This is a genomic window from Mesorhizobium sp. AR07 (assembly GCF_024746815.1).
Taxonomy (GTDB): domain Bacteria; phylum Pseudomonadota; class Alphaproteobacteria; order Rhizobiales; family Rhizobiaceae; genus Mesorhizobium.
In genome coordinates this window covers 5699162-5721971 of sequence record NZ_CP080525.1, presented here as the reverse complement: position 1 = coordinate 5721971, position 22810 = coordinate 5699162, and the positions used below count along the sequence as shown (strand labels likewise).

19 protein-coding genes and 2 pseudogenes are annotated in these 22810 nt (G+C 59.1%); 13 read left to right on the top strand and 8 right to left on the bottom strand.

What is annotated here, in order from left to right; all coding sequences use genetic code 11:
• Nucleotide 1: 1 nt before the first annotated feature.
• The 3 genes from BPNPMPFG_RS28455 to BPNPMPFG_RS28445 all read left to right on the top strand — a co-directional run bounded on the left by BPNPMPFG_RS28455 (nt 2) and on the right by BPNPMPFG_RS28445 (nt 4229).
• The gene (locus BPNPMPFG_RS28455) at nt 2-1234 is read left to right on the top strand and encodes an aminotransferase class III-fold pyridoxal phosphate-dependent enzyme (protein WP_258591895.1); all 1233 of its coding nucleotides are present in this window, start codon (nt 2-4) and stop codon (nt 1232-1234) included.
• 83 nt (nt 1235-1317) lie between these two features.
• A complete protein-coding gene (locus BPNPMPFG_RS28450) occupies nt 1318-3225 on the top strand; it encodes a bifunctional sugar phosphate isomerase/epimerase/4-hydroxyphenylpyruvate dioxygenase family protein (protein ID WP_258591894.1) in 1908 nt (635 codons plus the stop codon).
• On the top strand, nt 3210-4229 hold the full coding sequence (locus BPNPMPFG_RS28445) for an acetyl-CoA C-acetyltransferase (protein ID WP_258591893.1): 1020 nt from the start codon (nt 3210-3212) through the stop codon (nt 4227-4229). Before BPNPMPFG_RS28450 ends, BPNPMPFG_RS28445 begins: the two co-directional genes overlap by 16 nt.
• A 369-nt stretch (nt 4230-4598) precedes the next feature.
• Here the strand turns inward: BPNPMPFG_RS28445 and BPNPMPFG_RS28440 are convergent, their stop codons facing one another.
• From BPNPMPFG_RS28440 to BPNPMPFG_RS28425, 4 genes are all read right to left on the bottom strand, one after another.
• Complete coding sequence (locus BPNPMPFG_RS28440) at nt 4599-4811, bottom strand: hypothetical protein (protein ID WP_258591892.1); 213 nt, start codon at nt 4809-4811, stop codon at nt 4599-4601.
• Between the two features lie 177 nt (nt 4812-4988).
• Nucleotides 4989-5402, bottom strand: a complete 414-nt coding sequence (locus BPNPMPFG_RS28435; RefSeq protein ID WP_258591891.1) for a curlin — start codon at nt 5400-5402, stop codon at nt 4989-4991.
• A 170-nt stretch (nt 5403-5572) separates the two neighbouring features.
• A complete protein-coding gene (gene csgH, locus BPNPMPFG_RS28430; protein WP_258591890.1) occupies nt 5573-5974 on the bottom strand; it encodes a curli-like amyloid fiber formation chaperone CsgH in 402 nt (133 codons plus the stop codon).
• Between the two features lie 71 nt (nt 5975-6045).
• Nucleotides 6046-6483: a curlin gene (locus tag BPNPMPFG_RS28425; RefSeq protein WP_258591889.1), complete on the bottom strand. Its 438-nt coding sequence runs from the start codon at nt 6481-6483 to the stop codon at nt 6046-6048.
• Between the two features lie 347 nt (nt 6484-6830).
• On the opposite strand from BPNPMPFG_RS28425, the gene BPNPMPFG_RS28420 reads away from it, so the two are divergent.
• The gene (locus BPNPMPFG_RS28420; protein ID WP_258591888.1) at nt 6831-8351 is read left to right on the top strand and encodes an FAD-dependent oxidoreductase; all 1521 of its coding nucleotides are present in this window, start codon (nt 6831-6833) and stop codon (nt 8349-8351) included.
• 282 nt (nt 8352-8633) lie between these two features.
• On the opposite strand, the gene BPNPMPFG_RS28415 is transcribed toward BPNPMPFG_RS28420, so the two are convergent.
• Together BPNPMPFG_RS28415 and BPNPMPFG_RS28410 are read right to left on the bottom strand one after the other, a co-directional pair.
• Nucleotides 8634-10535, bottom strand: coding sequence for a potassium transporter Kup (locus BPNPMPFG_RS28415; RefSeq protein ID WP_258591887.1), 1902 nt, complete (start codon nt 10533-10535; stop codon nt 8634-8636).
• A 1768-nt stretch (nt 10536-12303) separates the two neighbouring features.
• Complete coding sequence (locus BPNPMPFG_RS28410; RefSeq protein WP_258591886.1) at nt 12304-12819, bottom strand: MFS transporter; 516 nt, start codon at nt 12817-12819, stop codon at nt 12304-12306.
• Between the two features lie 38 nt (nt 12820-12857).
• Between BPNPMPFG_RS28410 and BPNPMPFG_RS28405 the strand changes: the two genes are divergently transcribed.
• The 6 genes and pseudogenes from BPNPMPFG_RS28405 to istB all read left to right on the top strand — a co-directional run bounded on the left by BPNPMPFG_RS28405 (nt 12858) and on the right by istB (nt 17878).
• A complete protein-coding gene (locus tag BPNPMPFG_RS28405) occupies nt 12858-13421 on the top strand; it encodes a hypothetical protein (protein ID WP_258591885.1) in 564 nt (187 codons plus the stop codon).
• Nucleotides 13414-13884, top strand: coding sequence for a hypothetical protein (locus tag BPNPMPFG_RS28400; protein WP_258591884.1), 471 nt, complete (start codon nt 13414-13416; stop codon nt 13882-13884). The genes BPNPMPFG_RS28405 and BPNPMPFG_RS28400 overlap by 8 nt, the downstream gene beginning before the upstream one ends.
• A gap of 92 nt (nt 13885-13976) precedes the next feature.
• On the top strand, nt 13977-14198 hold the full coding sequence (locus BPNPMPFG_RS28395) for a DUF768 domain-containing protein (protein WP_258591883.1): 222 nt from the start codon (nt 13977-13979) through the stop codon (nt 14196-14198).
• A 184-nt stretch (nt 14199-14382) separates the two neighbouring features.
• Nucleotides 14383-15120 carry a hypothetical protein gene (locus BPNPMPFG_RS28390; RefSeq protein ID WP_258591882.1) on the top strand — a complete coding sequence of 246 codons (738 nt, stop codon included), beginning with the start codon at nt 14383-14385 and terminating at the stop codon, nt 15118-15120.
• A 427-nt stretch (nt 15121-15547) separates the two neighbouring features.
• Nucleotides 15548-17076, top strand: a pseudogene (gene istA / locus BPNPMPFG_RS28385) (IS21 family transposase).
• The gene (gene istB, locus BPNPMPFG_RS28380; RefSeq protein WP_258591881.1) at nt 17066-17878 is read left to right on the top strand and encodes an IS21-like element helper ATPase IstB; all 813 of its coding nucleotides are present in this window, start codon (nt 17066-17068) and stop codon (nt 17876-17878) included. Before istA ends, istB begins: the two are co-directional and overlap by 11 nt.
• A gap of 273 nt (nt 17879-18151) precedes the next feature.
• On the opposite strand, the gene BPNPMPFG_RS28375 is transcribed toward istB, so the two are convergent.
• Both BPNPMPFG_RS28375 and BPNPMPFG_RS28365 read right to left on the bottom strand, forming a co-directional pair.
• The gene (locus tag BPNPMPFG_RS28375) at nt 18152-18490 is read right to left on the bottom strand and encodes a hypothetical protein (protein WP_258591880.1); all 339 of its coding nucleotides are present in this window, start codon (nt 18488-18490) and stop codon (nt 18152-18154) included.
• A gap of 1809 nt (nt 18491-20299) precedes the next feature.
• Nucleotides 20300-20530, bottom strand: a pseudogene (locus tag BPNPMPFG_RS28365) (hypothetical protein); the annotation flags it as partial.
• Nucleotides 20531-20803: 273 nt separating this feature from the next.
• Between BPNPMPFG_RS28365 and BPNPMPFG_RS28360 the strand changes: the two are divergent.
• The 3 genes from BPNPMPFG_RS28360 to BPNPMPFG_RS28350 all read left to right on the top strand — a co-directional run bounded on the left by BPNPMPFG_RS28360 (nt 20804) and on the right by BPNPMPFG_RS28350 (nt 21799).
• Nucleotides 20804-20953, top strand: coding sequence for a hypothetical protein (locus tag BPNPMPFG_RS28360; protein ID WP_258591879.1), 150 nt, complete (start codon nt 20804-20806; stop codon nt 20951-20953).
• Nucleotides 20954-21141: 188 nt separating this feature from the next.
• Nucleotides 21142-21375 carry a hypothetical protein gene (locus tag BPNPMPFG_RS28355; RefSeq protein WP_258591878.1) on the top strand — a complete coding sequence of 78 codons (234 nt, stop codon included), beginning with the start codon at nt 21142-21144 and terminating at the stop codon, nt 21373-21375.
• 10 nt (nt 21376-21385) lie between these two features.
• Complete coding sequence (locus BPNPMPFG_RS28350) at nt 21386-21799, top strand: hypothetical protein (RefSeq protein ID WP_258591877.1); 414 nt, start codon at nt 21386-21388, stop codon at nt 21797-21799.
• Nucleotides 21800-22810 lie beyond the last annotated feature (1011 nt).

Below are 22810 nucleotides of genomic sequence, written 5' to 3'. Positions count from 1 at the left end.
CATGCAGCACCTCGTTGGCGGTATCTCGAGCGCGGGGCGAATAGTACCCGATGTGAATGGGCGGCGTTTCCTGGTGTCAAAGGCACAGGGTCCTTATGTCTGGGATGACCAGGGCAGGCGCTATGTCGACACCGCTTTGGGCTTCGGAGCGACATTTCTGGGGCATACGGACCCGGAGGTTGCGCAGGCGATCCACGAAGCGATCGACAGAGGCTCCATGCCGGCCTACGCCCACGCCCTCGAGGAGGAAGCCGCGGCCAGTCTGGCATCTCACACCCGCAATCTCACCAAGGTGGTGTTCTTGAACTCGGGTAGCGAGGCGGTGCACCTTGCGTGCCGCGCGGCGAAGGCGATTACAGGCCGCCGCAAGATCGTCAAGATGGCGGCAGGCTATGACGGCTGGTTCGACGATGTAGCGTTCGGCAATGCCGGATCGCGCGAGGCGGCCATGGCGTCGAACGAAAGGCCGTCGAAGGGCGATACGCTGCTTCTTCGCTTCAACGACAAGGAAGATGCCGATCTCCTCTTCGCCGAATGCGCTGACATCGCCGCGATCATTTTGGAGCCCATGATGGCGAACGCGGGATGCATCCTCGCGGAAGCAGGCTACCTTCAATACGTAACTGCTCTCGCCAGAAAGCATGGAGCCCTGGTCATCATGGACGAGGTCCTGATGGGGTTTCGGCTCCATCCGGGATTGGCAAGCCACCTGCTTGGTGTCGAACCCGACATGGCAACCGTCGGAAAGGCAATCGGAAACGGGGTCGCCGTCGCGGCCTTGCTTTGCTCGCCAGAACTCACGGCTGCCTTCGACGACCAGCGGGTCAACAGGGCCGGAACCTATAACGGCAATCCGCTGGCCTGCGCCGCGGTAAAAGCCGCCATGAGCGTCGTCGACACAGTGGACTATGCCGCCGTTCTGCAGGCCGGCAATCAATTGAGGGAGCGTGCCGTGAGCGCCTTCGCCGCCGAGGGCATATCCATCTGCACCAGCGGCTACGGGACGGTCTTCACAGTCTGGCGCGGAGACAAGGAGCCGGCGAATTATATCGAGGCCGTCGCAGTTTCGGATCCCGGCTTCACATTGAAGCTCCACCTGGAACTCAGGCGCAATGGCGTGATGTCGATGCACAGCACCTATGGCCGCCACTATGTATCGGCCAGGCACGACGAACATGCCTTGGCGCTGTGGGCCGAGGCGTTCGCGGGCACAGCCAAACAGTTCGCTGCATGACATAGCAGCTGAGGCGTTTGCTGCAGATATCTGCACCAAATTCAAAGACGAAAATTGGCGGTGAAAATCGGAGGTTTGGACAAATGAAAACTTCGATAGCCACCGTATCCATCAGCGGCGATCTGAGTGAAAAACTGAAGGTCATAGCCAAGGCCGGCTTCGATGGCGTGGAGATATTCGAGAACGACTTTCTGATTTCCGACGAGAGCCCGAGTCAGGTGGGCAAGATGGTTTGTGACCAGGGACTGCAGGTCACGCTGTTTCAGCCGTTTCGGGATTTTGAGGGCATGCCGGGAACATTACGCTCCCGGACATTCGACCGTGCAGAACGAAAATTCGACCTCATGCAGGAGATCGGCACCGATCTCATCCTTGTGTGCTCCAATGTGTCCCCCGCGGCACTTGGCGGCCTGGAGCGCGCGGCCGCCGATTTCCACGAACTCGGCGATCGGGCGGCAAGGCGTGGACTTCGTGTGGGTTACGAGGCCCTGGCCTGGGGGCGCCATATAAACGACCATCGCGACGCCTGGGAGATCGTGCGCCGCGCCGATCATTCGAGTGTCGGTCTCATCCTCGACAGTTTCCACACGCTTTCGCGCAAGATCGACATCAACTCGATCCGTTCCATCCCGAAGGAAAGACTTTTCCTTGTCCAACTCGCCGATGCGCCCCTCATCGATATGGATCTGCTCCATTGGAGCCGCCACTTCCGCAACATGCCGGGCGAAGGCGACCTGCCCGTGCTCGATTTCATGAAGGCGGTCGCATCGACCGGCTATGACGGCTATTTCTCGTTGGAAATCTTCAATGATCAGTTCCGGGGCGGCTCTGCCGCCACGATCGCCAACGATGGACGGCGCTCGTTGATCTGTCTCGGTGACCAGGTCAAACGCGAGGAGCCAGGAACAGCCCTGTCCGTGCCCGCGATGCCGGCGCGGGGCATTGTCGAGGGGGTGGCGTTCATTGAGTTCACAGCCGATGAGGCGGACGGCGCGCGGCTAGAAGCGCTCATTCGCAGCCTGGGTTTCAGAAAGGTTGGAAAACACAAGACCAAGTCAGCGGTACGCTTCCAACAGGGCGTGATCAACATTGTGATCAATACCGGCCGAGAAGGCTTCGCAGGCGCCTCCTATGCAGTCCATGGCACCTCCGCCTACGCCCTGGGCCTGCTTGTCGACGATGCGGCCGCGGTCGTGAAGCGTGCGGTGGCACTCGGCGCCGAACAATTTTCGACACCCGGTAGGCTCGGTGAAATCGAGATACCTGCCGTGCACGGCGTCGGCGGTGGCCTGCTTTGTTTCCTGGACGAGAAATCGGGGCTCGATCGTGCCTGGGACGGCGAGTTTCATTCCACCAACGAGCACGCGGAGCCGGTTTCAGCCGGATTGACGTCGATAGACCATATTGCCCAGACGATGCGGTACGAGGATTTGCCGACGTGCCTGCTTTTCTACATCTCACTTGTCGAGACGCACAAATCTCCTATGGTTGACGTTATCGATCCCTCGGGCATCGTGCGCAGTCAGGTCGTGGAAAATCGCGAGGGTTCCCTCCGGCTGACAATGAACGGTGCCGAGAACCATAATACCCTTGCAGGCCGCTTCATCGCCGAGAATTTCGGGTCCGGCATTCAACATATCGCGTTCCGGACGGAAGACATATTCGCGACAGCAAAACGGCTCTCCCAGAACGGATTCATATTCCTGGCCATATCCCCGAACTATTATGAGGATCTGGAAGCTAGGTTCGGCCTGGACCCCGCCCTGACGGAACGGCTGAAGGCAAACAACATACTCTACGATCGGGATGATCACGGAGACTATTTCCAGATATACAGCCCGACTTACGCCGAAGGCTTCTTCTTTGAGATCGTGCAACGTGTCGGATACAGAGGCTATGGCGCGCCAAACGCGATCTTTCGCATTTCGGCTCTGAGGAAACGCAGGTCGAAGGGGGTGCGATCTGCGAAGTCATCATGGGCCAGGTGTTGACGGGCGGTGCCGGCCAGAACCCGGCCAGGCAGGCCGCGCTCAAAGCAGGCATTCCCATCGGCGTGCCGGCAATGACCGTCAACAAGGTCTGTGGCGCCGGCCAGAAGTCGATCCATCTCGCCGCCCAGGCGATCCGCTGCGGCGACGCCGACATCGTCATTGCCGGCGGCCAGGATTCGATGACGGAGGCCCCGCACCTGATCTACGGCATCCGGCGCGGCGTCCGGATGGGCGACCACGCCATCAGGGATTCGATGATCGTCGACGGCCTGTGGGATGCACCCAACCAGGTACATATGGGCGTGACCGCCGAAGGCCTGGCACGGCGCTACCAGATCACGCGTGACGAACAGGATCGCTTCGCGCTGGTCTCACAGGAAAAGGCCGGCGCTGCCATCGCGACGGATCGCTTCACCAGCGAGATCGCGCTGGTCACGGTCACGGGCAAGCGCGAGCAGCGCGTTGTCGTTGCCGACGAACATCCCAACCCCGCCTCGACGCTGGAAGACCTGTCGCGGCTGCGCCCGGTCTTCGATCAGGGCGGCACGATCACGGCCGGCAATTCATCCGGGCTGAACGACGGCGCCGCGGCGGTCATGGTCGTTTCGGAAAAGCGCATGAACGAGCTTAACCTGACGCCGCTGGCGCGCATCGCCGCCTATGCCTCGGCCGGTATCGAGCCGATGGAAATGGGGCTCGGTCCGGTGTCGGCATCACGCAAGGCGCTTGCCAAAGCCGGATGGTCCGCGTCTGATCTTGACCTGATGGAAATCAACGAGGCCTTCGCCGCGCAAGCCATAGCCGTCAACCGCGAGATGGGCTGGGACAGCGATCTGATCAACGTTAACGGCGGTGCCATCGCGCTGGGTCACCCGCTGGCGGGATCAGGTTGCCGCATCGTCGTCACCCTGCTGCACGAGATGCAGAAGCGAAACGCAAGGCGTGGCCTCGCTTCGCTCTGCATCGGCGGAGGGCTGGGCGTCACCGTCTGCCTAGAGCGCTGACAGGAGCAATATTCCTGCGAGTTTGCCACATTTTTGTGCGGCAAATCGATATCGTCCGTCTTCCGGAGCCCGCCATAAGTCGATAAAGTCAATAAGATGCACGGAGGTTCGTCAGTCCTGACTTGGCCACCCGAGCCAATGATTACTACTAAATCATTGATAAATAACGATAATGGTGAGCCCGGAGGGTGTAATAGCGCCTCGAATGTTGATGGCGGTCACGATGCTTGATCGATCTGGATGACGAATCTCGGAAGCGACAATGCCCACACCCACACAATATCACGAACTCGCTTACTTCAACGTTGGCTCCCAAAAAGCTGACGGCTGTCCTGCTCGGAGCGAAAGATCGCTCACGGTCAAAAAGGTTCAAAATGAACCCCTCCTGAAGAATGTAAGGAAAGGTGGTAGTGCGCTCCGGTACCAACTCCGGCGGGCGTGAGGCTTGCTCATCGCCGCGTCGTTGCATTCCTTCATCATCTTGTCCTGATCGGCCTTAGCCATGCCGGCCCAGGCCTTTTTCATATCGGCTTCCGGCTTCATCGTCTTCATGCTCGCGTCGGTGAAGAACGGCGCCATCATCAAAAGCTATAACCCCCGTTCGAGCAATTCCGAGGGCTTCAACAGGTGCACCTTCATGCTCCAAGTTGGATAGCGAGGGGGCCCCTTGAGGTCGGCGCTGAGCCGCCACAGGCAAGCGAGCCGCTGGCGACGCGCAACGATGATCTCCGGGCCCGAGTCTCGATTGGTCTTCGCCTGCTACCAACCGTAGCTGAAGGTGGCGCCGCCGCCGCCATCGCCGGTCTGCACGACGTTGGCGTCGGTGTTTCTGCCGAACTGGAAAATGCCGTAGGCGTTGTCATTGCCGTTCTGCTGCAGGGTGGCGGAATGGCCGTTACCCTCCTGCTGGATGATGCCCAGATTGCCGCCGCCGTTTTGCCCGATGCCGGCGGCGTTGCCGTGTCCCACCTGGCGGATGCTGGCGCCGCGCAGGCCGCGATACAGCGAATAGACGCGCAGGCCAGTCGCCAGGGCGCCGGCGTCGCGGGCGTTGTCAGGAGCAAATGTCACCGAAACCCAGCCGCCCGCGTAAGCCGGTGCGGACAGCGCCGCCTGGCCGATGCCGCCGGCAACGAGAGCCGCGGTAAGGGTTTTGAACATATTGCGGGTCATCTTGATCTCCATTTTCCGGCTGCCTCAGCCTATGGCCAACCTTCTCATCTCGTGGCTGAACGCTGCCGGAATCCTTCGTTCAGCTGTCGTTCAGTCATTTTTCTCCCGGCCTGGCGCACATAAAAAGGGCGCCGACCGCCGACGCCCTGTTCGTAAATCTAGCGATGCGATCAGGTCGCGCCGCCGACCTGCTCGGCGCAGCCGATGCTCTTGCCATCGACCGTGACCTCGAGCTTGGCGTCGTAGACGACGCCCTTTGCGTCCAGCATGACGGTGCCGAGCGTCGCAGGCTTGCCGGGCGCGGCGCTGAAGGCGCCGCCCTGCTCGATATTGGTGCCGCCGGACCGGCCGGCGCTTTCGACATGGAAGGAATAGGTGCCGCTCACCTTTCTGTCGGCATGGGCGAGCGCCTCCAGCAAGACCATGCCGCCTTCCGGCGCGGCGCGGATCTCGCAACGCACCGGTTCGACGGACTGGTCGGCGGTGGCCATGGTCGCCAGCGCGCCGGCCGAGACTAAGACCAGGGCGAGTGCCGTTATGACGGAGCGGGAATGCTTGACGATGCGGGGCATGGTTCGTCTCCTTGGCGTTCGGTGGCCGTGGCCGCGAAATCGTTCCGCGGCCACCCGGCCGGCACTGCTGTCTACGGGCAGGCCTGGACGAAAGCGGCGACGTTGCCGCTGCCACCCTGGCTGACATTGGCATCGCAGCCATGGCCCACCTGCACGCCGGCGGCGATGTTGCCGTTGCCGTCCTGGGTCAGGATGGTGGTGTGGTTGGAGCCGAACTGGGCGACGCCGGCCACATTGCGGTTGCCGTTCTGATAGGTGGCGCCGTAGTTGCCGACCCCTTCCTGGCCGATGGCCGAAAGGTTGTGGCGGCCGCGCTGCTGGCCGATCACCGTGTTGAAGCGGCCGTCCTGGTAGACCCGGATACGGTTCTTGAAGCCGTTCTGGGCGCCGCCGGCCGAGTTCGACCAGCCATATTGCTCGATGCTCACGTCGTTGGCCATGGCCGGGGCGGCGACGGTAATACCGACAAGAGCGGCGAGCGCGGTTGCGATGAAAGAAATGCGGATCATGAGAGCGTCTCCTTTGGCGGACGGGACCGCGAGTTGAACGGCTTCTTTTTAGGAGATGCCATTCGAACCGATGCTGAAGACGGTGTTCAGTTGGGGTTCAGGAAGGACTAAGCGGGTGGCGCCCCGTTCAGCCCCTGACACCTTGCGGACACACAATCAGGCCTGGTGTCGATTGACCGCACTGAAGATTTCCGCCCACATTGCTTGATATGCCTAGAACAGAAAGCACAATCCGCGTGGGCACACTGGGAACGAGTGCGCATCGCCTTCGGCGACGGGGACCTGTATCGAGCTAATTCACCGCCACCTGATAGCGTTCTTTCTGGCGGAAGATGGTGGAGAGTAAGATGCGCCGTAGCGATGTCCTGATTATCGGCGCCGGACCGACCGGCCTTGTACTGGCGCTTTGGCTCGCCAAGCAGAGCGTGAAAGTCCGCGTCATCGACAAGACGGATGGGCCGGGCACGACGTCACGCGCGCTCGCGGTACAGGCGCGAACGCTCGAACTTTACCGTCAACTCGATCTGACGGAAGAGATCCTGACAAAAGGTCACAAGGTCCCTGGGATCAACCTATGGGTCGAAGGTGAGAAGAAGGCACGTGTCCCCTTTGGAACCATCGCCGCAGATCTCACGCCCTATGGGCCGTTCATCTACCCGCAGGATCAACATGAGCGCCTGCTTATCGAGCATCTCGAGGCGTTCGGCGTATCGGTCGAACGAAACACCGAGCTTCTCGGTTTCAGCGATGCCGGCGATCATATTGTTGCAACCCTGCGCCGTGCGGACGGCCAGGAAGAACCGTGCGAGGCAAATTACCTCGCCGGGTGCGACGGCGCGCGCTCCATCGTCCGGCAGACAGCGGGCATCGGCTTTCCTGGTGGTACCTACCAACAGGTGTTTTACGTCGCCGACGTCGATGCTTCAGGTCCAGCGCTGGACGGCGAGCTGCACGTCGACCTGGACGAGGCCGACTTTCTCGCGGTCTTTCCGTTGAAAGGCGAAGGTCGCGCGCGGCTGATCGGAACCGTCCGCGACGAGCGGGCGGCGCAGGCCGATAGCCTGAAGTTCGAAGATGTCAGCGATCGCGCCATCCAGCACATGAAAGTACAGATTCGAACGGTCAACTGGTTCTCGACCTACCGCGTCCATCACCGCGTCACGGAGCATTTCCGCAAAGGCCGTATCTTCCTCTTGGGAGATGCCGCGCACATTCACAGCCCGGCCGGCGGCCAGGGCATGAACACAGGCATTGGCGACGCCATCAATCTGGCCTGGAAATTGAAAGCCGTTCTGGCCGATCAGGCATCGGACGCTCTCCTGGATACCTACGAAAGCGAGCGCCGGGCCTTTGCGCTAAAGCTCGTGGCAACCACCGACAGAGGATTTACACTCGCGACGGCCGAAGGATGGGCGGCGGACTTCATTCGCACGCGCATTGTCCCCGTACTCGTGCCCACGCTCTTCAAATTCGAAGCGGTTCGCGACTACTTGTTCAGTGCCGTGTCCCAGATCGTCATAAACTACCGCGACAGCGCGATCAGCGAAGGCAAGGCCGGCGATGTCAACGGCGGCGACCGCCTGCCCTGGGCGCCGACGCCGAGCGACGACAACTTCGAGACATTGGGGACAATCGGCTGGCAAGTCCATGTGTATGGCACCTCAAGCGCCGACCTAGGCGACTGGTGCACGCGTCGAGGTCTCGCCCTTCATGCCTTCGCTTGGCAGGAAGCTTACGCAAAGAAGGGCCTCGCTCAGAATGCGATGTATCTTCTTCGCCCTGATACGTACGTCGCGCTCGCGGCCGAGCAGCAGGATCCGGAGTTGCTAAGCCGCTACTTCAAGGATCACGGACTGTCGCTAATTTAGTTCTTGGATGCCAATCGTAGAGTCGTTGCAAAGCCTGAGATCGAACAGATCGGTGACGATGCCCGGTGCACAGCGGACAGACTCGGCGCTTAAGCGTCGGGTCGACGGTGCCTCTCTCGTCGTCCTAAAGGTCCGATCGAAGTCGTCATTGAGCCCAACGTTAGCGAGAGCGGGTTCGATCAATTCTGTATTGGTGTCGCAACACCGGGATGTGCTGCCTCCAGGGGACCGGCAGCCGTCATCTCTTGGCTCTGAACAATCGCTCCTAAGCCCAGGTCACGGTCAGATCTTGAATTCGACCCCGATTTCCATGACCTGCTCGGCTGGGATGCTGAAATAGGCGCCAGGCCGCTGCGCGTTGTGGTGCATGAGCGCAAAGAGACGCTCGCGCCAGCGCGCCATCCCGTCCGTCAGTCCCCCGGCGATGATCGTCTCGTGTCCAGTGTAGTAGGTGATCTTCGACAATTCGCATTTGTCGATCTGCTCGCGTGCGAGCGCCGTCCTCAGACCGTCGGGCACATCTGGATTCTCCATGAAGCCGTAGCGAAGCTCGACACGGGAAATGTCATCGGAAATCTTCCGGATGACGGCCCGCTCCTCATCGGGCACGCGCGGCGTCTCCGCGACTTCGATCGCGACCAGCAGCACCCTCTCATGCAGCACATGGTTGAGCTTGAGGTTGTGCGAGAGGGCGAGCGGAATGCCTTTCGTCAAGCGGCCGAGCACGACTGCGGTGCCGGGGATGCGAAAGGGCGGGTTCGCTTTGATGTCGGCATTGAAGTCGGCGACCGTCTGGCGAACAGCCAGGCGCGCCTTGTCCAGAATCTCCTGGCCGCGGCGCCAGGTCATCATGAGAAAAGCGATCACGAGGGAAATCGTCAGTGGGAACCAGCCGCCGTCCAGCAGCTTCGTCGAGGCCGATGCGAAATAGAGGAGTTCGAGCAGGAAGAGGCCGCCGTTCACGACAAGAACAATCAATAGATTGTGCTTCCAATGCAGCGCTACGAAGGCGGCAAGAACCGTAGTGATGACCATCAGCAGCGACACAGCAATGCCATAAGCGCCGGCGAGCGCATCCGACGAGCGGAAGCCAAGGACGGCGGTGAGCGTGGCAGCGGCCAGGGTCCAGTTGACCAGCGGGATGTAAATCTGCCCACGTTCGTGCCCGGCAGTATGGATGATGTTCATGCGCGGCAGGAAGCCAAGCTGGATCGCCTGCTGCGTCAGCGAATAGGCACCCGTTATGATCGCCTGCGAGGCAATGACCGTCGCCGCCGTCGCCAGTGCAATCAGTCCGTAGTGCGACCAAGCGGGCGCAAGGTGATAGAAGGGATTTTCGATGGCCGACGGATTAACCAGCAACAGCCCACCTTGCCCGAAATAATTCAGCGTCAGCGACGGCAGCGCCACACCAAACCATGCAACACGGATTGGGAAAGGACCGAAATGGCCCATGTCCGCATAGAGCGCTTCACCGCCCGTAACCGCGAGGAAGGCGCTTCCGATTACCGTGAAGGCCAGCGGCCCGGCGTGCCAGAGATAGTCGATGGCGGGCCACGGGCTTAGGGCTGCGAGAATCGCCGGCCCTTCCATGATGCCGCTGATGCCGAGAAGACCGATAACCGCGAACCAGACCAGCATGATTGGCCCAAAGATGCCGCCGATCCAGCCCGTGCCCTTCTTCTGGACAAAGAACAGAACGACAAGAATCGCGACGGTCAGCGGGACGACGACATGTTCCGTCTGCGGCGCATAGACCTTGAGACCTTCGATCGCGCTGAGCACGGACATGGCGGGCGTGATTGCGCCGTCGCCGTAGAGCAGGGTCGCGCCGAAGAGGCCAACCATCACCATCAGGGCGCGCGCGCGGCTCTGCTTGGCGCGCTGCGGGCTGACCAGTGCAAGCAGCGCGAGAATGCCGCCCTCGCCGTGATTGTCGGCTCGCATGATCAGGATCGCATATTTGATCGAAATGACGACGATGAGCGACCAGAAGATCAGCGAAACGATGCCGATGATCGCCTGTGGGGCGGGGCCGCTGCCCGCTGGCGTAGCCGAATTGATTGCGACCTGCAGCGCGTAAAGGGGACTCGTACCGATATCGCCGAAAACGATCCCCATGCAGGCAAGGGCAGTCGCCGCCCTGGCGCGACGTTGCCCATGATCTTGGACGGCGGCCGTCATGTCGCGCTCCCCTTTTTCTTTCTTGGTATTCTTCCGCATTTGTCTCGACAAGCCGCTTTCAGCAGAAAGCCCGCGTCGAACTTTGGCAACGAGCCTGGCTTCGCTCGCGATATCGCGAAGGCGGGCGCGTTGGTATTCAGGAGGGCATAGTCGTCTAGGGGAAATTGGCTGTCGGAATGTGCAGGGTGACGCGACCCTCGATGCGCTTGCCCACAGTGGCGATGACCGCCACCTTGTCTCCGATATTGATCTCCCGCGCCATGGATAGGAGTCTGGAGCGGGGCGCTTGATTGTCAAGGGATTGCTAATATACTCAGGAAGTCAAGGTACGGAAGTTGCCTTTCACTGCGAAGGCGGCTCGGTGGAATAGGCTACTCTCTGTCCAGCATGTCGCCACCCACAAAGAGCGTCGTGGAATCTCAACCTACTCTCATGCAGTCGTTTACCAGAATGCAAGTACGAGGAGCGATTTGCCCTATGCATACATGTTGACAGACCGACCCATGAACAGAATCTTTTTTTACGAGAATTTCCCGGTCGTCGTGACATTACAATGAAACTGATACAATTTATCTTAAAAATTTCGGCAAAGAGCTTCGCTATTGTCTTACTATTGCACATCCTGATAAATAACTATTACTTGACGTTTCCGAAACTCCCTAATCCTGAAACCGGTCAAACCGTTCCCTATTATACCAGACCCGTCCTCGTCTACATAACGGCCGAACAAAGCCGGTTCAATAAGTTTGTCCTATATCTAGGAGTTTGGCTTCTTACATTGACCATCTTGATAGCGTTGTTGAGCAAGGTATGGCCTTGGACACAAAGGAGATCCAGACGCGATCATCGCCGCAATTCTTAAGGCGGGCAAAGGCAGAGTCAGAACATTCATCGTCGGTGATCCCAACCAAGCGATCTATGACTCACTTGGCGGTTACGCCATCACAGCAAACGAGATTCGGACATTGGCAGGGATCGAGCTTAAAGAGCTGGAGCTATCCGAGAATTACCGTTCATCATCCAGAATCGTCACCTACTTTGATCATTACAAGGTCTTTCCATCGAAGATCGAGGCAGTCGGCAAATATAAGAATTATCCTAGCTTAATATCGTTCAATTCCACCGTATCACGATTCGCCCCCGTCGCGGGCGGTGAACGGAACAGCCGTAGGAGCGTCAGCATAGCGCCGGCCGTAGGACGGGACGCGGGACCGACTGTTCCCGTCCATGGCGGTCCGCATGTCTGCATCAGGATGAAAGTTGACTGGCGGAGATAGCGCACAGTTCCGGTTCTCGAAAGTCCGGCCGCTGATCGGCGACGATGCTCTACCTTCGGTGACCAAGGCATTGAGCCCCAAGAAGTGCAGTTAAGATAGACTTGCTGCGATCAGCTATGGCAGGAAAGCCGAAACCGGTACTTCAATGAGTGTGGGGAAAGGTGGGAGCGCTCGAGCGCTACCATCATCAACCACGTCAATCTCATGAGCCGAAGCATCCTATCCGTCCCAAAAGGGCGACCATCGGTCACCGCATTATCCTCAAGTAGACGTCAATGGCAGTTTTTCTACGGAGGGTGCGTCGAAATTGGTACGATCTCTTGTGCTTCCGTTGTGCATCCGCGCAAACTGCAAGGACAATTGTCAAAATCATCATCAGCTAACTATCTGATATTTATGATGAAACTTGCGCACCCGACTACTTGTTGGTCGAGAGCCGACATAATCCGCTACTGTTCAAAACGCCGCTCCGCCAAACTCTACGCACACGCTCACGTCGATGAAACCGCCGACCGAAATTGGCTGGCGACGATACGGCGGAACAGCCACAGGATGACAGGGCAAAGCAGGAGCACAATGGCGCCAAAGTCGAGGGCGGCGCTCGCTGCGCCGGCCGACGTCGAGATCCTTCCTCCGATCGCTGGGCCAACCAGCATGCCGGCATAGTACACGGTATAAAACAACCCCATTCCGATGGGTCGCGTCTTACGCTCCAGCACACGTGGCGGCAGGCTCATGATAGCGCCCGCGGGCAAGCCGCAGACGAGTCCCAAGGCGATGACGAAGGGGAGCACCGGTCCGCTTCGCGACAGAAAAAGCATCAGAAGTGCGAAGGCGACGCAACCTGCGACGAGGATGGCATCGCCGCGTTTGGTTCGATCAGCAAGGAAGCCACCAAAGGGAACCGAAAACGCGGCCAGCCAGAGCACGATGCTGATCGTCGATCCAGCGCTCGAACTGGACCAACCTCGCTCGACAAGCATCGTCGGACCGAAGCTGAAGATCATCGCAAATCCGATATTGTAGAGACACCGTCGCCCACCATTTGGCCGCGCTTGCCGCTTGGGATGCCATTCCAGACGAGACTTGGGATAGCACCGCAACCAAGCGGATCGATGCGCGCCTCGATGCGGCGCAAGAGGCGATGCCGGCGCACCGTCCCGCCACGCTGGACGAGGTTAGCCGCAAGGCGGCCTACATGGCCGGTTGCCGGTCTTTTTTCGAGTGGGATAACTTCGACCGGATCAAGTTGATCGAAGCCCTGACGCCGTCGCCAACGGCGACCTCGCCGATCATGACGCTGTTTCAACAATGGAACGCGGCGCGTGATGCCGCTGACCGCTATGCGGAAGAACACGAGGATGACGAAGAGGGGTTCGTAAGCCTCTGTCAAAAGACGGACGATCTCATGATCCAGATCGCTGCCTTGCCGCCGATCGATGCCAAGGACTTTGCCGCAAAGCTGACCTACGGCAACTATGACGAGATGGCTGGCGACAAGTGGGGTCTCGGATCGGGTTTGATCCGCGAAGCCGCGGCACTGGTCGACCACCCCGAGCACGTCGCAAACGGCCATCAAGAAAAGTCGGGAGGGCAGCGCAATGGCTGACCTCTTGCAACAGAAGAAACTATCGGCGTTCATTGAGGCTTGCCTTGATCCTCTCCCTGCCGCCATTCTGGTGGACACCGCGTACAACAGCACAATGCGTCATGCTCGCTGGAATGAATGGCGGAAGGCGAGGAGGCTGACCGAAGCTTATCGTGCTGTCCGCGACCTGGCAGAGGTCTTTTGGCATGGACCCCTCGTCGGTTTGGAGGCCATCCATTCCGCCATAGGGGATAGGCACCAGCTTTGGGTGGAACGGTATCGAGCGGCGGTAGCAGTGCAAATCCTGACCCCGGCCCCGGATCAGGTTTCGGTGAAATGGAAGAAGCAGGCGGCGAAAGACCGCTATCTGCCGATCAGCTCGGAACAGATCGCCCAAGCCATTGCTGAGGACGAGGCGTGGCTTGCAGCGCATCCGACGACCAAGGAGCCTCGCAAGACGAGGGGCTCTCGATGCGCCTCCTGATCGCCGTCTTGCTCCTCTCGGCGAAGGCTGCCGATTTGGCCGCCGAACTGGTAATCCAAGGAACCTAACCGCCGCGGCGAGCTTATGCCGATATGAGCACGCGCGGCATCAACTTCCTCGACCAATGGCTGAGCAACAATCTGTCCGGCATCGTCAACGCCGATCTGATCTCCGTTGCTGAGGCGATCCAGAAATTGTTCGCCGACGCCAAGGCGATTGGCATCAGCAGCACTGAAATCGAGGAAGAGACGGGCAGCGTCTACGAAACGGTCTTGGACGCAATCGTCCATCATGATGCTGGTGTCGCGGAATAGCGCTACTCCATGTCCGGCACTTCGCCATTGGTGAAATGTACGGTCGGCGGCCGTTCAAGGTGTTTACGAATCCGTAAGTCGCTCAGCCCAATCCAGACTGCTATGAAATGTGGTGAGCAGCTGACTCTTTGCGTTTCGGCAGCTTATTAGGGGGGCCAAACCCCGATGAAACGGAGAGTTTGCGATGCGATTGCAGTTTGCCCCTATGTTTTCAATTGCTGCTGTTACGGCCATTCTGGCGCTTGCGCCGAGCGCAGCAACGGCTGCCACCAAGACCGCGAAAGAATGCAATGCCGAATACGCTGCCAACAAACCCGCCATTCAGAGCTCTGGTGAGAAGAAAGCGGATTTTATTGCAGCATGCCGCGCGGGCACTGAGGTCATCCCTGGCGGCGTAGCGCCGGCTACTACAGCGGCTCCCACCAAGAAAACGGCTCCGGCGCCGACCACCAGCGCGGCTGGTGCCGGAAACGTGAAAACGGCAAAGGCCTGCGATGCCGAGTACGCAGCCAACAAAGACGCGATCAAAGGATCTGGCGAAACCAAGAAGGATTTCGTCGCTGCGTGCCGCGCCGGAACCGAAGTGATTCCCGGTGTGCAGAGCACAACCACAACCCCGACGCCCTCGAAGCCGGCGCCGGCCACAACGACGGCACCGGTCACCACCACAACTCGGCCCAAGAACTCGCCGGCACCATCTGGAACCGCCATACCGACGGGTGCCAACCAGTTCGCGACCGAGGGGCAGGCGAAAGCTCGTTGCCCGGCCGGCATTGTGGTGTGGGTGAACCTGAAGTCGAAGATTTTCCACTTCGCCGGGAGCAGGAACTACGGGAACACAAAAAAGGGCGCCTACATCTGCGAGTCCGATGCAACCGCCTCGGGTTTCCGCGCCGCTGAGAACGAAAAGCAACCGCAGTAGTCGGCGGCGATCCCACTCGCGACCCGCGATTTACTCACCACCCCCACATTCGCCCCGCTGGCTTCGACTGGCGGGGCTCTTCGTTGTGGCTCGCAGAACCTCATTCGCCGCTGTCTTCGTCCCCTCCATCATCATTGGGTTGATAGCGCTGAACTGGTTCGGTCGATTGCTCGTCGACGTACGCCTGGCAGCCCTCGTTGAAAGACCGGCTATTCCCGTCGCAATCGCTTTCGTCGGTGATGTCGTTCCTTTGCGCCCAATCGTACCCCGCCTGATGGCTTGAGCAGCCATCAGTGCAATCGTAGCCATAGAACGTTGTTGATTTCCACTAGGAACTGACCCGGCAACACAGGATATTTCCATCGAGAATTGACCCATGTTTGAACCTTGCCCCGCGTTTTTCAGCGGGGGCTACGGAGTGATCGACATGGCGTTATTGAGCGTGATCCGACGCTGGCATTTTCGAGAGCATTTATCGATCCGGGAGATTTGCCGCAGGACCGGCCTGTCTCGGAATACCATTCGCAAATACCTTCGCCTGGGCGGCGTGGAGCCGAAGTTCATGGTTCCCGAGCGGCCTAGCAAGCTTGATCCTTTTGCCGACCGATTGTCAGCCTGGCTGAAGACGGAAGCCAAAAAGAACCGCAAGCAGAAACGCACGATGAAGCAGTTGCATGCGATCTTGTGAGCCTCGGCTATGAGGGGTCCTATGGTCGTGTTGCTGCTTTTGCTCGGGAGTGGAAGGCGGATCTGCAGAGAGAATTACAGACTTCGGGGCGTGGGACTTTCGTTCCACTAGCCTTCGATCCGGGTGAGGCTTTCCAGTTCGACTGGTCGGAAGACTGGGCGATCATCGGCAATGAACGCACCAAGCTACAGGTGGCCCACACGAAGCTCAGTTACAGCCGGGCCTTCACCGTTCGAGCTTACCTTCTGCAGACGCATGAGATGCTGTTCGACGCCCACGACCATGCTTTCCGCGTCTTAGGTGGCGTGCCTGGGCGCGGCATCTACGACAACATGAAGACCGCCATCGACAAGGTCGGGCGTGGCAAGGATCGCGACGTCAATGTCCGCTTCATGGCCATGGCCAGCCACTACCTGTTCGAGCCCGAGTTTTGCAATCCAGCGTCTGGCTGGGAGAAGGGCCAGGTCGAGAAGAATGTTCAGGATGCTCGCCATCGACTGTGGCAGCCGGTGCCACGCTTTCCTTCGCTGGAAGCCCTGAATGACTGGCTGGAGCTTCGATGCCAAGAGTTCTGGGCGCAGACCCCACATGGCAAAATGCGCGGCACCATCGCCGATATCTGGGCTGAGGAAGTGCAGGCTCTCATGCCGACGTCCCGACCGTTCGACGGCTTTGTCGAATATACCAAGCGGGTTACCCCGACCTGCCTCGTGCATCTGGAACGCAACCGCTACAGCGTTCCGGCATCCTTTGCCAATCGGCCGGTGAGTCTTCGGGTCTATCCGGACCGTGTCGTTGTCGCCGCGGAAGGTCTGATCATCTGCGAGCACCGACGCATCATCGACCGATCGCATGATCGGCCGGGACAGACAGTCTACGACTGGCGGCACTATCTGGCGGTCGTGCAGCGCAAGCCCGGTGCTCTTCGCAATGGCGCACCGTTCACCGAGCTTCCCGAAGCCTTCAGAATGCTGCAGCAGCAACTGCTCAAAAAGCCGGGTGGCGACCGTGAGATGGTCGATATCCTGGCGCTCGTGCTTCAGCACGACGAACAGGCCGTGCTGTCGGCCGTCGACATGGCGTTAAAATCCGGCGTTCCGACCAAGACCCATGTGCTGAACCTGCTGCATCGCCTGGTCGACGGAAAGTCCTCCACGCCGCCGCCGATCGACGCGCCACAGGCCTTGACGCTTACCAACGAGCCGAAGGCCAATGTCGAACGCTACGATGCCTTGAGGAAGACCTCGGAGGTGCGCCATGCGCCATAATCCTGCCAGCGGCGCAATCGTCATCATGTTGCGAAGCTTGAAGATGCACGGAATGGCGCAGGCTGTCGGTGAACTCACCGAACAGGGATCGCCGGCGTTCGAAGCCGCCATTCCCATCCTGTCGCAACTCCTCAAGGCCGAGACGGCAGAACGCGAGGTCCGATCGACAGTCTATCAGCTCAAGACCGCACGCTTTCCAGCCTATCGTGATCTGAACGGATTCGACTTCTCTAGTAGCGAGATCAACGAGGCTCTGGTTCGCCAACTCCACCGTTGCGCCTTCCTCGACGAAGCCAACAACATCGTTCTGGTCGGCGGACCCGGCACTGGAAAAACCCACGTTGCGACCGCCTTGGGTATCCAGGCGATCGAGCATCATCACAAGCGGGTTCGTTTCTTCTCCACGGTCGAGCTGGTCAATGCGCTCGAGCAGGAGAAGGCACAGGGTCGCTCAGGACAGATCGCCAACCGGCTTGTCCATTCCGATCTCGTCATTCTCGATGAGCTCGGATACCTGCCGTTCAGTGCATCAGGTGGCGCATTGCTCTTCCATCTGCTGAGCAAGCTCTACGAGCGCACAAGCGTCATCATCACCACCAACCTCAGCTTCAGCGAATGGGCCAGCGTCTTCGGCGATGCCAAGATGACGACCGCGCTGCTCGACCGACTGACGCATCATTGCCACATCCTCGAAACCGGAAACGACAGCTTCCGCTTCAAGAATAGCTCAGCTCATGAACCGAAAAACGCGAAGGAGAAAAACAGGAACTTGACCACCACACCAGACCCGAAACATACATAAAAGGCGGGTCAAATCTCGGTGGAAACGCCGGGTCAGTTCCTAGTGGAAATCAACAATAGAACGTCTCTTGCGCGTTTGCCGGAGCCACGAATGGGTTAACAAACGCAAGGGAACCTGCGGCGATAAGAATTCGAATGTTCATGAGATACTCCAACCAGCGTTCGACGCCGGGTTATTTTGGCGACCTAGGCGATGGTGAGGCTGCTGGCCACGGGGAGGCGACGCTCCTCTAAAACGATGCGGGGCGACGTTTGCGCCGCCCCTCTCAACTTCTCAATAGTCCCAGCCATCATCATAAAACGGTGGATAGTTGGGAATGACCCGGATGATCGGCGGGCGATAGTAGCGCTCGTAGTATGGCGGCTCGTAGGTCCGATACATCCGCCTATAGTGGTGGTAGCGATGGGGCCGGTAATAATGCCGATATCCCCTGTGTTTCTGCACCCTGTGCGGTCGGACGCAGTAGCCGTCCCGGGTCAGGTATGCACACGTCACACGCGCCTGTTGGACGAGACCATCGTGGGCCGGCGCGCCAATCGACAGCGGCGCTGCCTGAGTGCCAAACGTCAGCGACAACATCGCGCTGGCCAAGGCAAGAACCGACAATTTCATCGACCTCTCCATCGTCTCGAATCTAGCTGACAAACGCCTCGATTCTGGACGATTTAGGGCTGCAAGAAATCACTTTGTTTTTCGGCTGCACATATGAGCTGAGCCATTTACACAAGACCATGCTCGCAGACGTGGTTTTAGATCCGGGCTCGCTCGCGCGGCACTGCCGTCATGCCTTCGGCAAGCCTGGCTGGTTCGTCGCTCATCCGTAGGCCCCCGGCGGCCAGATGAGGATGTGGTGGACTGCTATCGATTGGCTAGACGGCCATGCCTCTCGAAGATCGCTAGCTTCTGCGAATAAGTGATCCGCACTTTTGCCTTGCACCATTCGCATCTAAAGTGCGCGATCGTTCTTAGCGCGGAGCCCTTCCTTACGGTCGGATGCGAGCAATCCGGACAATCGAATGTGAACGCAACATCAGACAAGTTTTCGGCTAAACTCATTGTCATCCCCTCCTTCGCCTGCGCTCCGGCCTTAAGTCTGGCGAGTCTGAATGAGCAATTCAGATGCCAATCAAATCGTGCCAAAGCGGGACGAGACCGATTGCTTCGGAAGACGCCAAGCGCCCGTGGGCGCCTTCATCAGAACGGAGGGCGACACTAGCAAGGGTTCGTAGGACGATGTCTTAGAGTGAGATAGGTGCGTTTCACGGAGAAAGCACTGATGGCAGCAGTGGGCCTTTACCGATGCCCGGGAAACCCGCCTTGGGCATGTGTGGTGGATGGGGTGAAAGGCATTTACGTTGCGGAGAACCTTTATCGCGAAGGTGACTATCAACCGGACTTTAACACGTTGCCATGGGAGGGCGACTACAAGGCCGCAAAGGTAGCCGCGGGCCAGGCTGTCGCCGCGAGCGTCATGGTCGCGAGAGGCTCTGGGCCAGCGCTTAACCCGGGTTCTTTAGCCGTGCAATAGAGTAGGCGAATACTTGCCCGCCACCCTCATCCGTCACTCGAATCCAATCCTTCGCCCATCGTTTAAAGACCGTCTTGCTGGCATTCATTTCCGATGCGGCTAGAGCAGGACTAGTCGCTTCGACCGCCTGAGACCTAATCACGCGATCATAGTGCATTTCAGCAACAACATAGATTGGCATGCTGTCCACCCAACAACGCTATAGTTCCCTCCAAGGGGGTAGTATTGCGCAGCATAAGGTCGACCGCAAGCGGTAGGTTAGGAGCCTGCGATCGAAGCCATGGGAAGTTCCTTGTGCTGTCCGTTCGGACACGCAATGGAGCGAGCGAAATCAACAAACTTGGGGTGGGTGGCGGAGATCACGCCGAAGATGAAGAGGCGTTAATTTACTTCGCAGGGATGCTGAAGCCGAAATTTCAACAGATCAGCCACGACCTTTTGATTTTCATCGTCGGCAAGCGGCATCGAACGCAAAATTGCCAGAAGTTGCGGACTGCACTCGAAGATTATGTCCCTCGCTATCAAGTCTGCACGGCCACAAACATGCTCGAATTTAGGGATGCTGGCTGCAAGACAAGCGTCATAGGCTTCTCTCAGCGTTTCGGCTTCAGCGGTCCCGGAAGATACCGCCGCGACAACCAACAGACAGATGGCCGCCCTCGTCACCGTAGACCCCACTCTGGAATGATGCTCATGACTTCCGCAATCTTACCCCGGCGCCACCGCCATTCTCGGGGATGAACTCAACGCCAGCCGCGATCAGAGTCTCCCGTAGCCGCGCGAGTGTCGTTCCACCCAGGCGCGCGCTCATGATTGGAGATCGGGTAATGATGTCAGCGTTGGTCATCGCTACAGCCTGTCTCGGGATGCCAGCAGAAGTAAGGCGCCAGCTGCGCGCTCCCGTCGGTTTCGCTTTCCTCGTCGATATGGCGCACCGGCAGATAGGCATTCGTTTCCAGCCATTCACGCAGCACGATCTGGATGAGGTCCGCTCTGGCGATTTTCATCTCGGCAGCGATCGAGTTGAGCGCGTCTTCTGTCGCCGGCTCAAGCGACACGCCAGCAACGTTTCTGAGCATTAATGCGGCCCGACGAAGGATGATCTGCAGATCCGCACGCGACATGTCTGCGACCCGCTCGGCGGCGCTTTCAGGAAGACCACGGCGAGAAGGACTTGCTCGCAGCCATTCGACGGCTGGAGGAGTATCGAGCTGAGCAGAAAGCCAAATGGGCAGCCGAGAGGCAGCCCGAAAAGCGCCGCCCGCAAAATCCCGAACGAAGCTGATCCGTAAGCCTAAGCTATAAGGCAAAAGGTCATGCAAAAGCCTGCCACAGTGAGAGGCGCGTGCAGCAGGGCGTCATGCGTCATCACGCTAAATAGCCGCCAAGAGGCGGCATTGCAGGCAGTCGCCGACAAGTTCGTCGCTTCGCATAAGGGCGACCCGGTGAAGGCATTGAAGGAGATGATCGTGCCGAACGGGCACCTTCAGGACGAGCTTGATGCTCTCAAGGGCTCATCCTCGCGGAAGCGTATTCGTGAGCGATGAGCCCGCGAGACTTGCCGAAGGCATGACGCCCGTAACGCGAGAGCGCGTCGCACTCCTTGGCCATTACTGTGAGCATCCTGGCTGCGGCAAGCATACCGGGTTCGGCTTCGCCCGGCCGCGCCAGGTTTCACACTGGTTTTGTTTTGAGCACCGCGACGACGGGGAACGACACCTTTAGGAGGCAGAGCATGCCGAGGAAGCCGAAAGACGAGATGTTGCCGGCGGTGAGAGGCATTCAGCTTGATCTGGATGACCGGGACGCCCCAACCATGTGCCTGGTCGGGCTTCTCACCGTGGATCGCGTCAAGTCGTTCACCTTGCGCGAGGAAGGCGTAAGGATAATGATGACTGCGCTACAAGGTTTCCTCGATCGTATCGACCGAACAAGACCTGCGCCGACCTCCAAGGGCCTGCCAAATTAAATGTTGCCTCATGATCGACACGCCCAAGCGCCAGGATGACCATTCCGATCGCCAGATCGACTGCCAAGAGGCCATGGAGCCAGGTTTCCAGGCAATCAAGGCGGGCAGAGTTCCCTTGCCCGGCGGCTACCGACAGGGTGTCATCTCCGCGATCACCGTGCTGCTCGGATTTTCGCTTCTTTTCCTGCGGTACTGGAACTTCGAAGCTGAAGGCGGATGGACGGTTGCCTCGATCTTGGCGACGCTGCTCCTCGCACTGGCCATCGTCCTTCAGCTCGTCACACTGTGGCGGTCGCTGCTCCCGCGGGACGACGACGAGCCGGTCTATCGAGTCACGCTGCGCTGGTTCCTCGCCTCGATCATCGCTCTCCTTGCGGGCGTGCTGCTCGCCGGGCTGACCGCTTCGCACGTCTTCAATCTTTGATCGGGGCGATTCCGGGCTGCGACCATCCGCGTTACGCAAGTTAAAGCGCGTCGCCTTGAAACGGATTCAGGCGACGCGCTTTAAGTCTTTGTTTTTATGCATGTCGTTGCCCCAAAACCGGGGCCACTTTTGGGCGACATGCATTAGGCCTTTCCGAGCGGGGGCAGCGAAGATTGAGGCTTAGTGCGGCGCGCCGCCGGCAAGCAGGTGACGATAGCCGCTTGTCGTCATTCAGCGGGCGCGGGCGAGATGCGTCGCCCAAGCTCTGTAAGCCCGTTCAGGTTCCTTCTCAGGATCGAGATGCAAGACGATGCGGGCGACTTCACTCCAGTCGGCATCCTCAGCCGCTGCATCCAGGAGGCGAATGTACGTGAGGAGGCGTTCCTCGTCGTAGCCAGTCAGCACAGACGAAGTCGGTGCCTCGTCGGCGACATTGGGGTCAAGGAGAGGTGCACGCGTCGCCCACTTTAGCGCCAGTTCACCGCTCGGTTCAACGGAGCGGGCAGGCCGTAGCGCTGGAACAACTCGCCGCATGCTGAGAGCATCCGCCAATTGGCCGACCCGCCCGCTGCCTCGGGGTGGCGAAAACGGAGGCGACAAAAGCCGCCTCCATCATTCAGGCAAAATAGGTCAGCAGAACGACCAGCGACGCGATGAAGCGAGCGCTAATATGTATTCTGAAGCCCTTCCCGTAGACATACGTGACGTCCATTGGGGTTGCTCCTTTTCAGGAGCCGAGCGCTCAGCTCATTCCATTTCAAAACGAAGTTCGAACTTCAGGAGAGTGTGAGAGCGCCGGTTACGTGCGGCGAATAGGCTTTGCGTAACAACCAGAAGGTCCAGCCCGGATCGATTGATAGGCCCGGTAGCCTAGCAAAGGCTTTTGATCGCCTTTGAAAACCTGCGCGGTTTGATTCGCGCGATAAGGCCACTTTGGCAGAAAATCAAAATGCGTGCGCCACGACATCTTGAATGGTGCCACGCCCGCCACCAGCGGGCTTTACCGCTTCC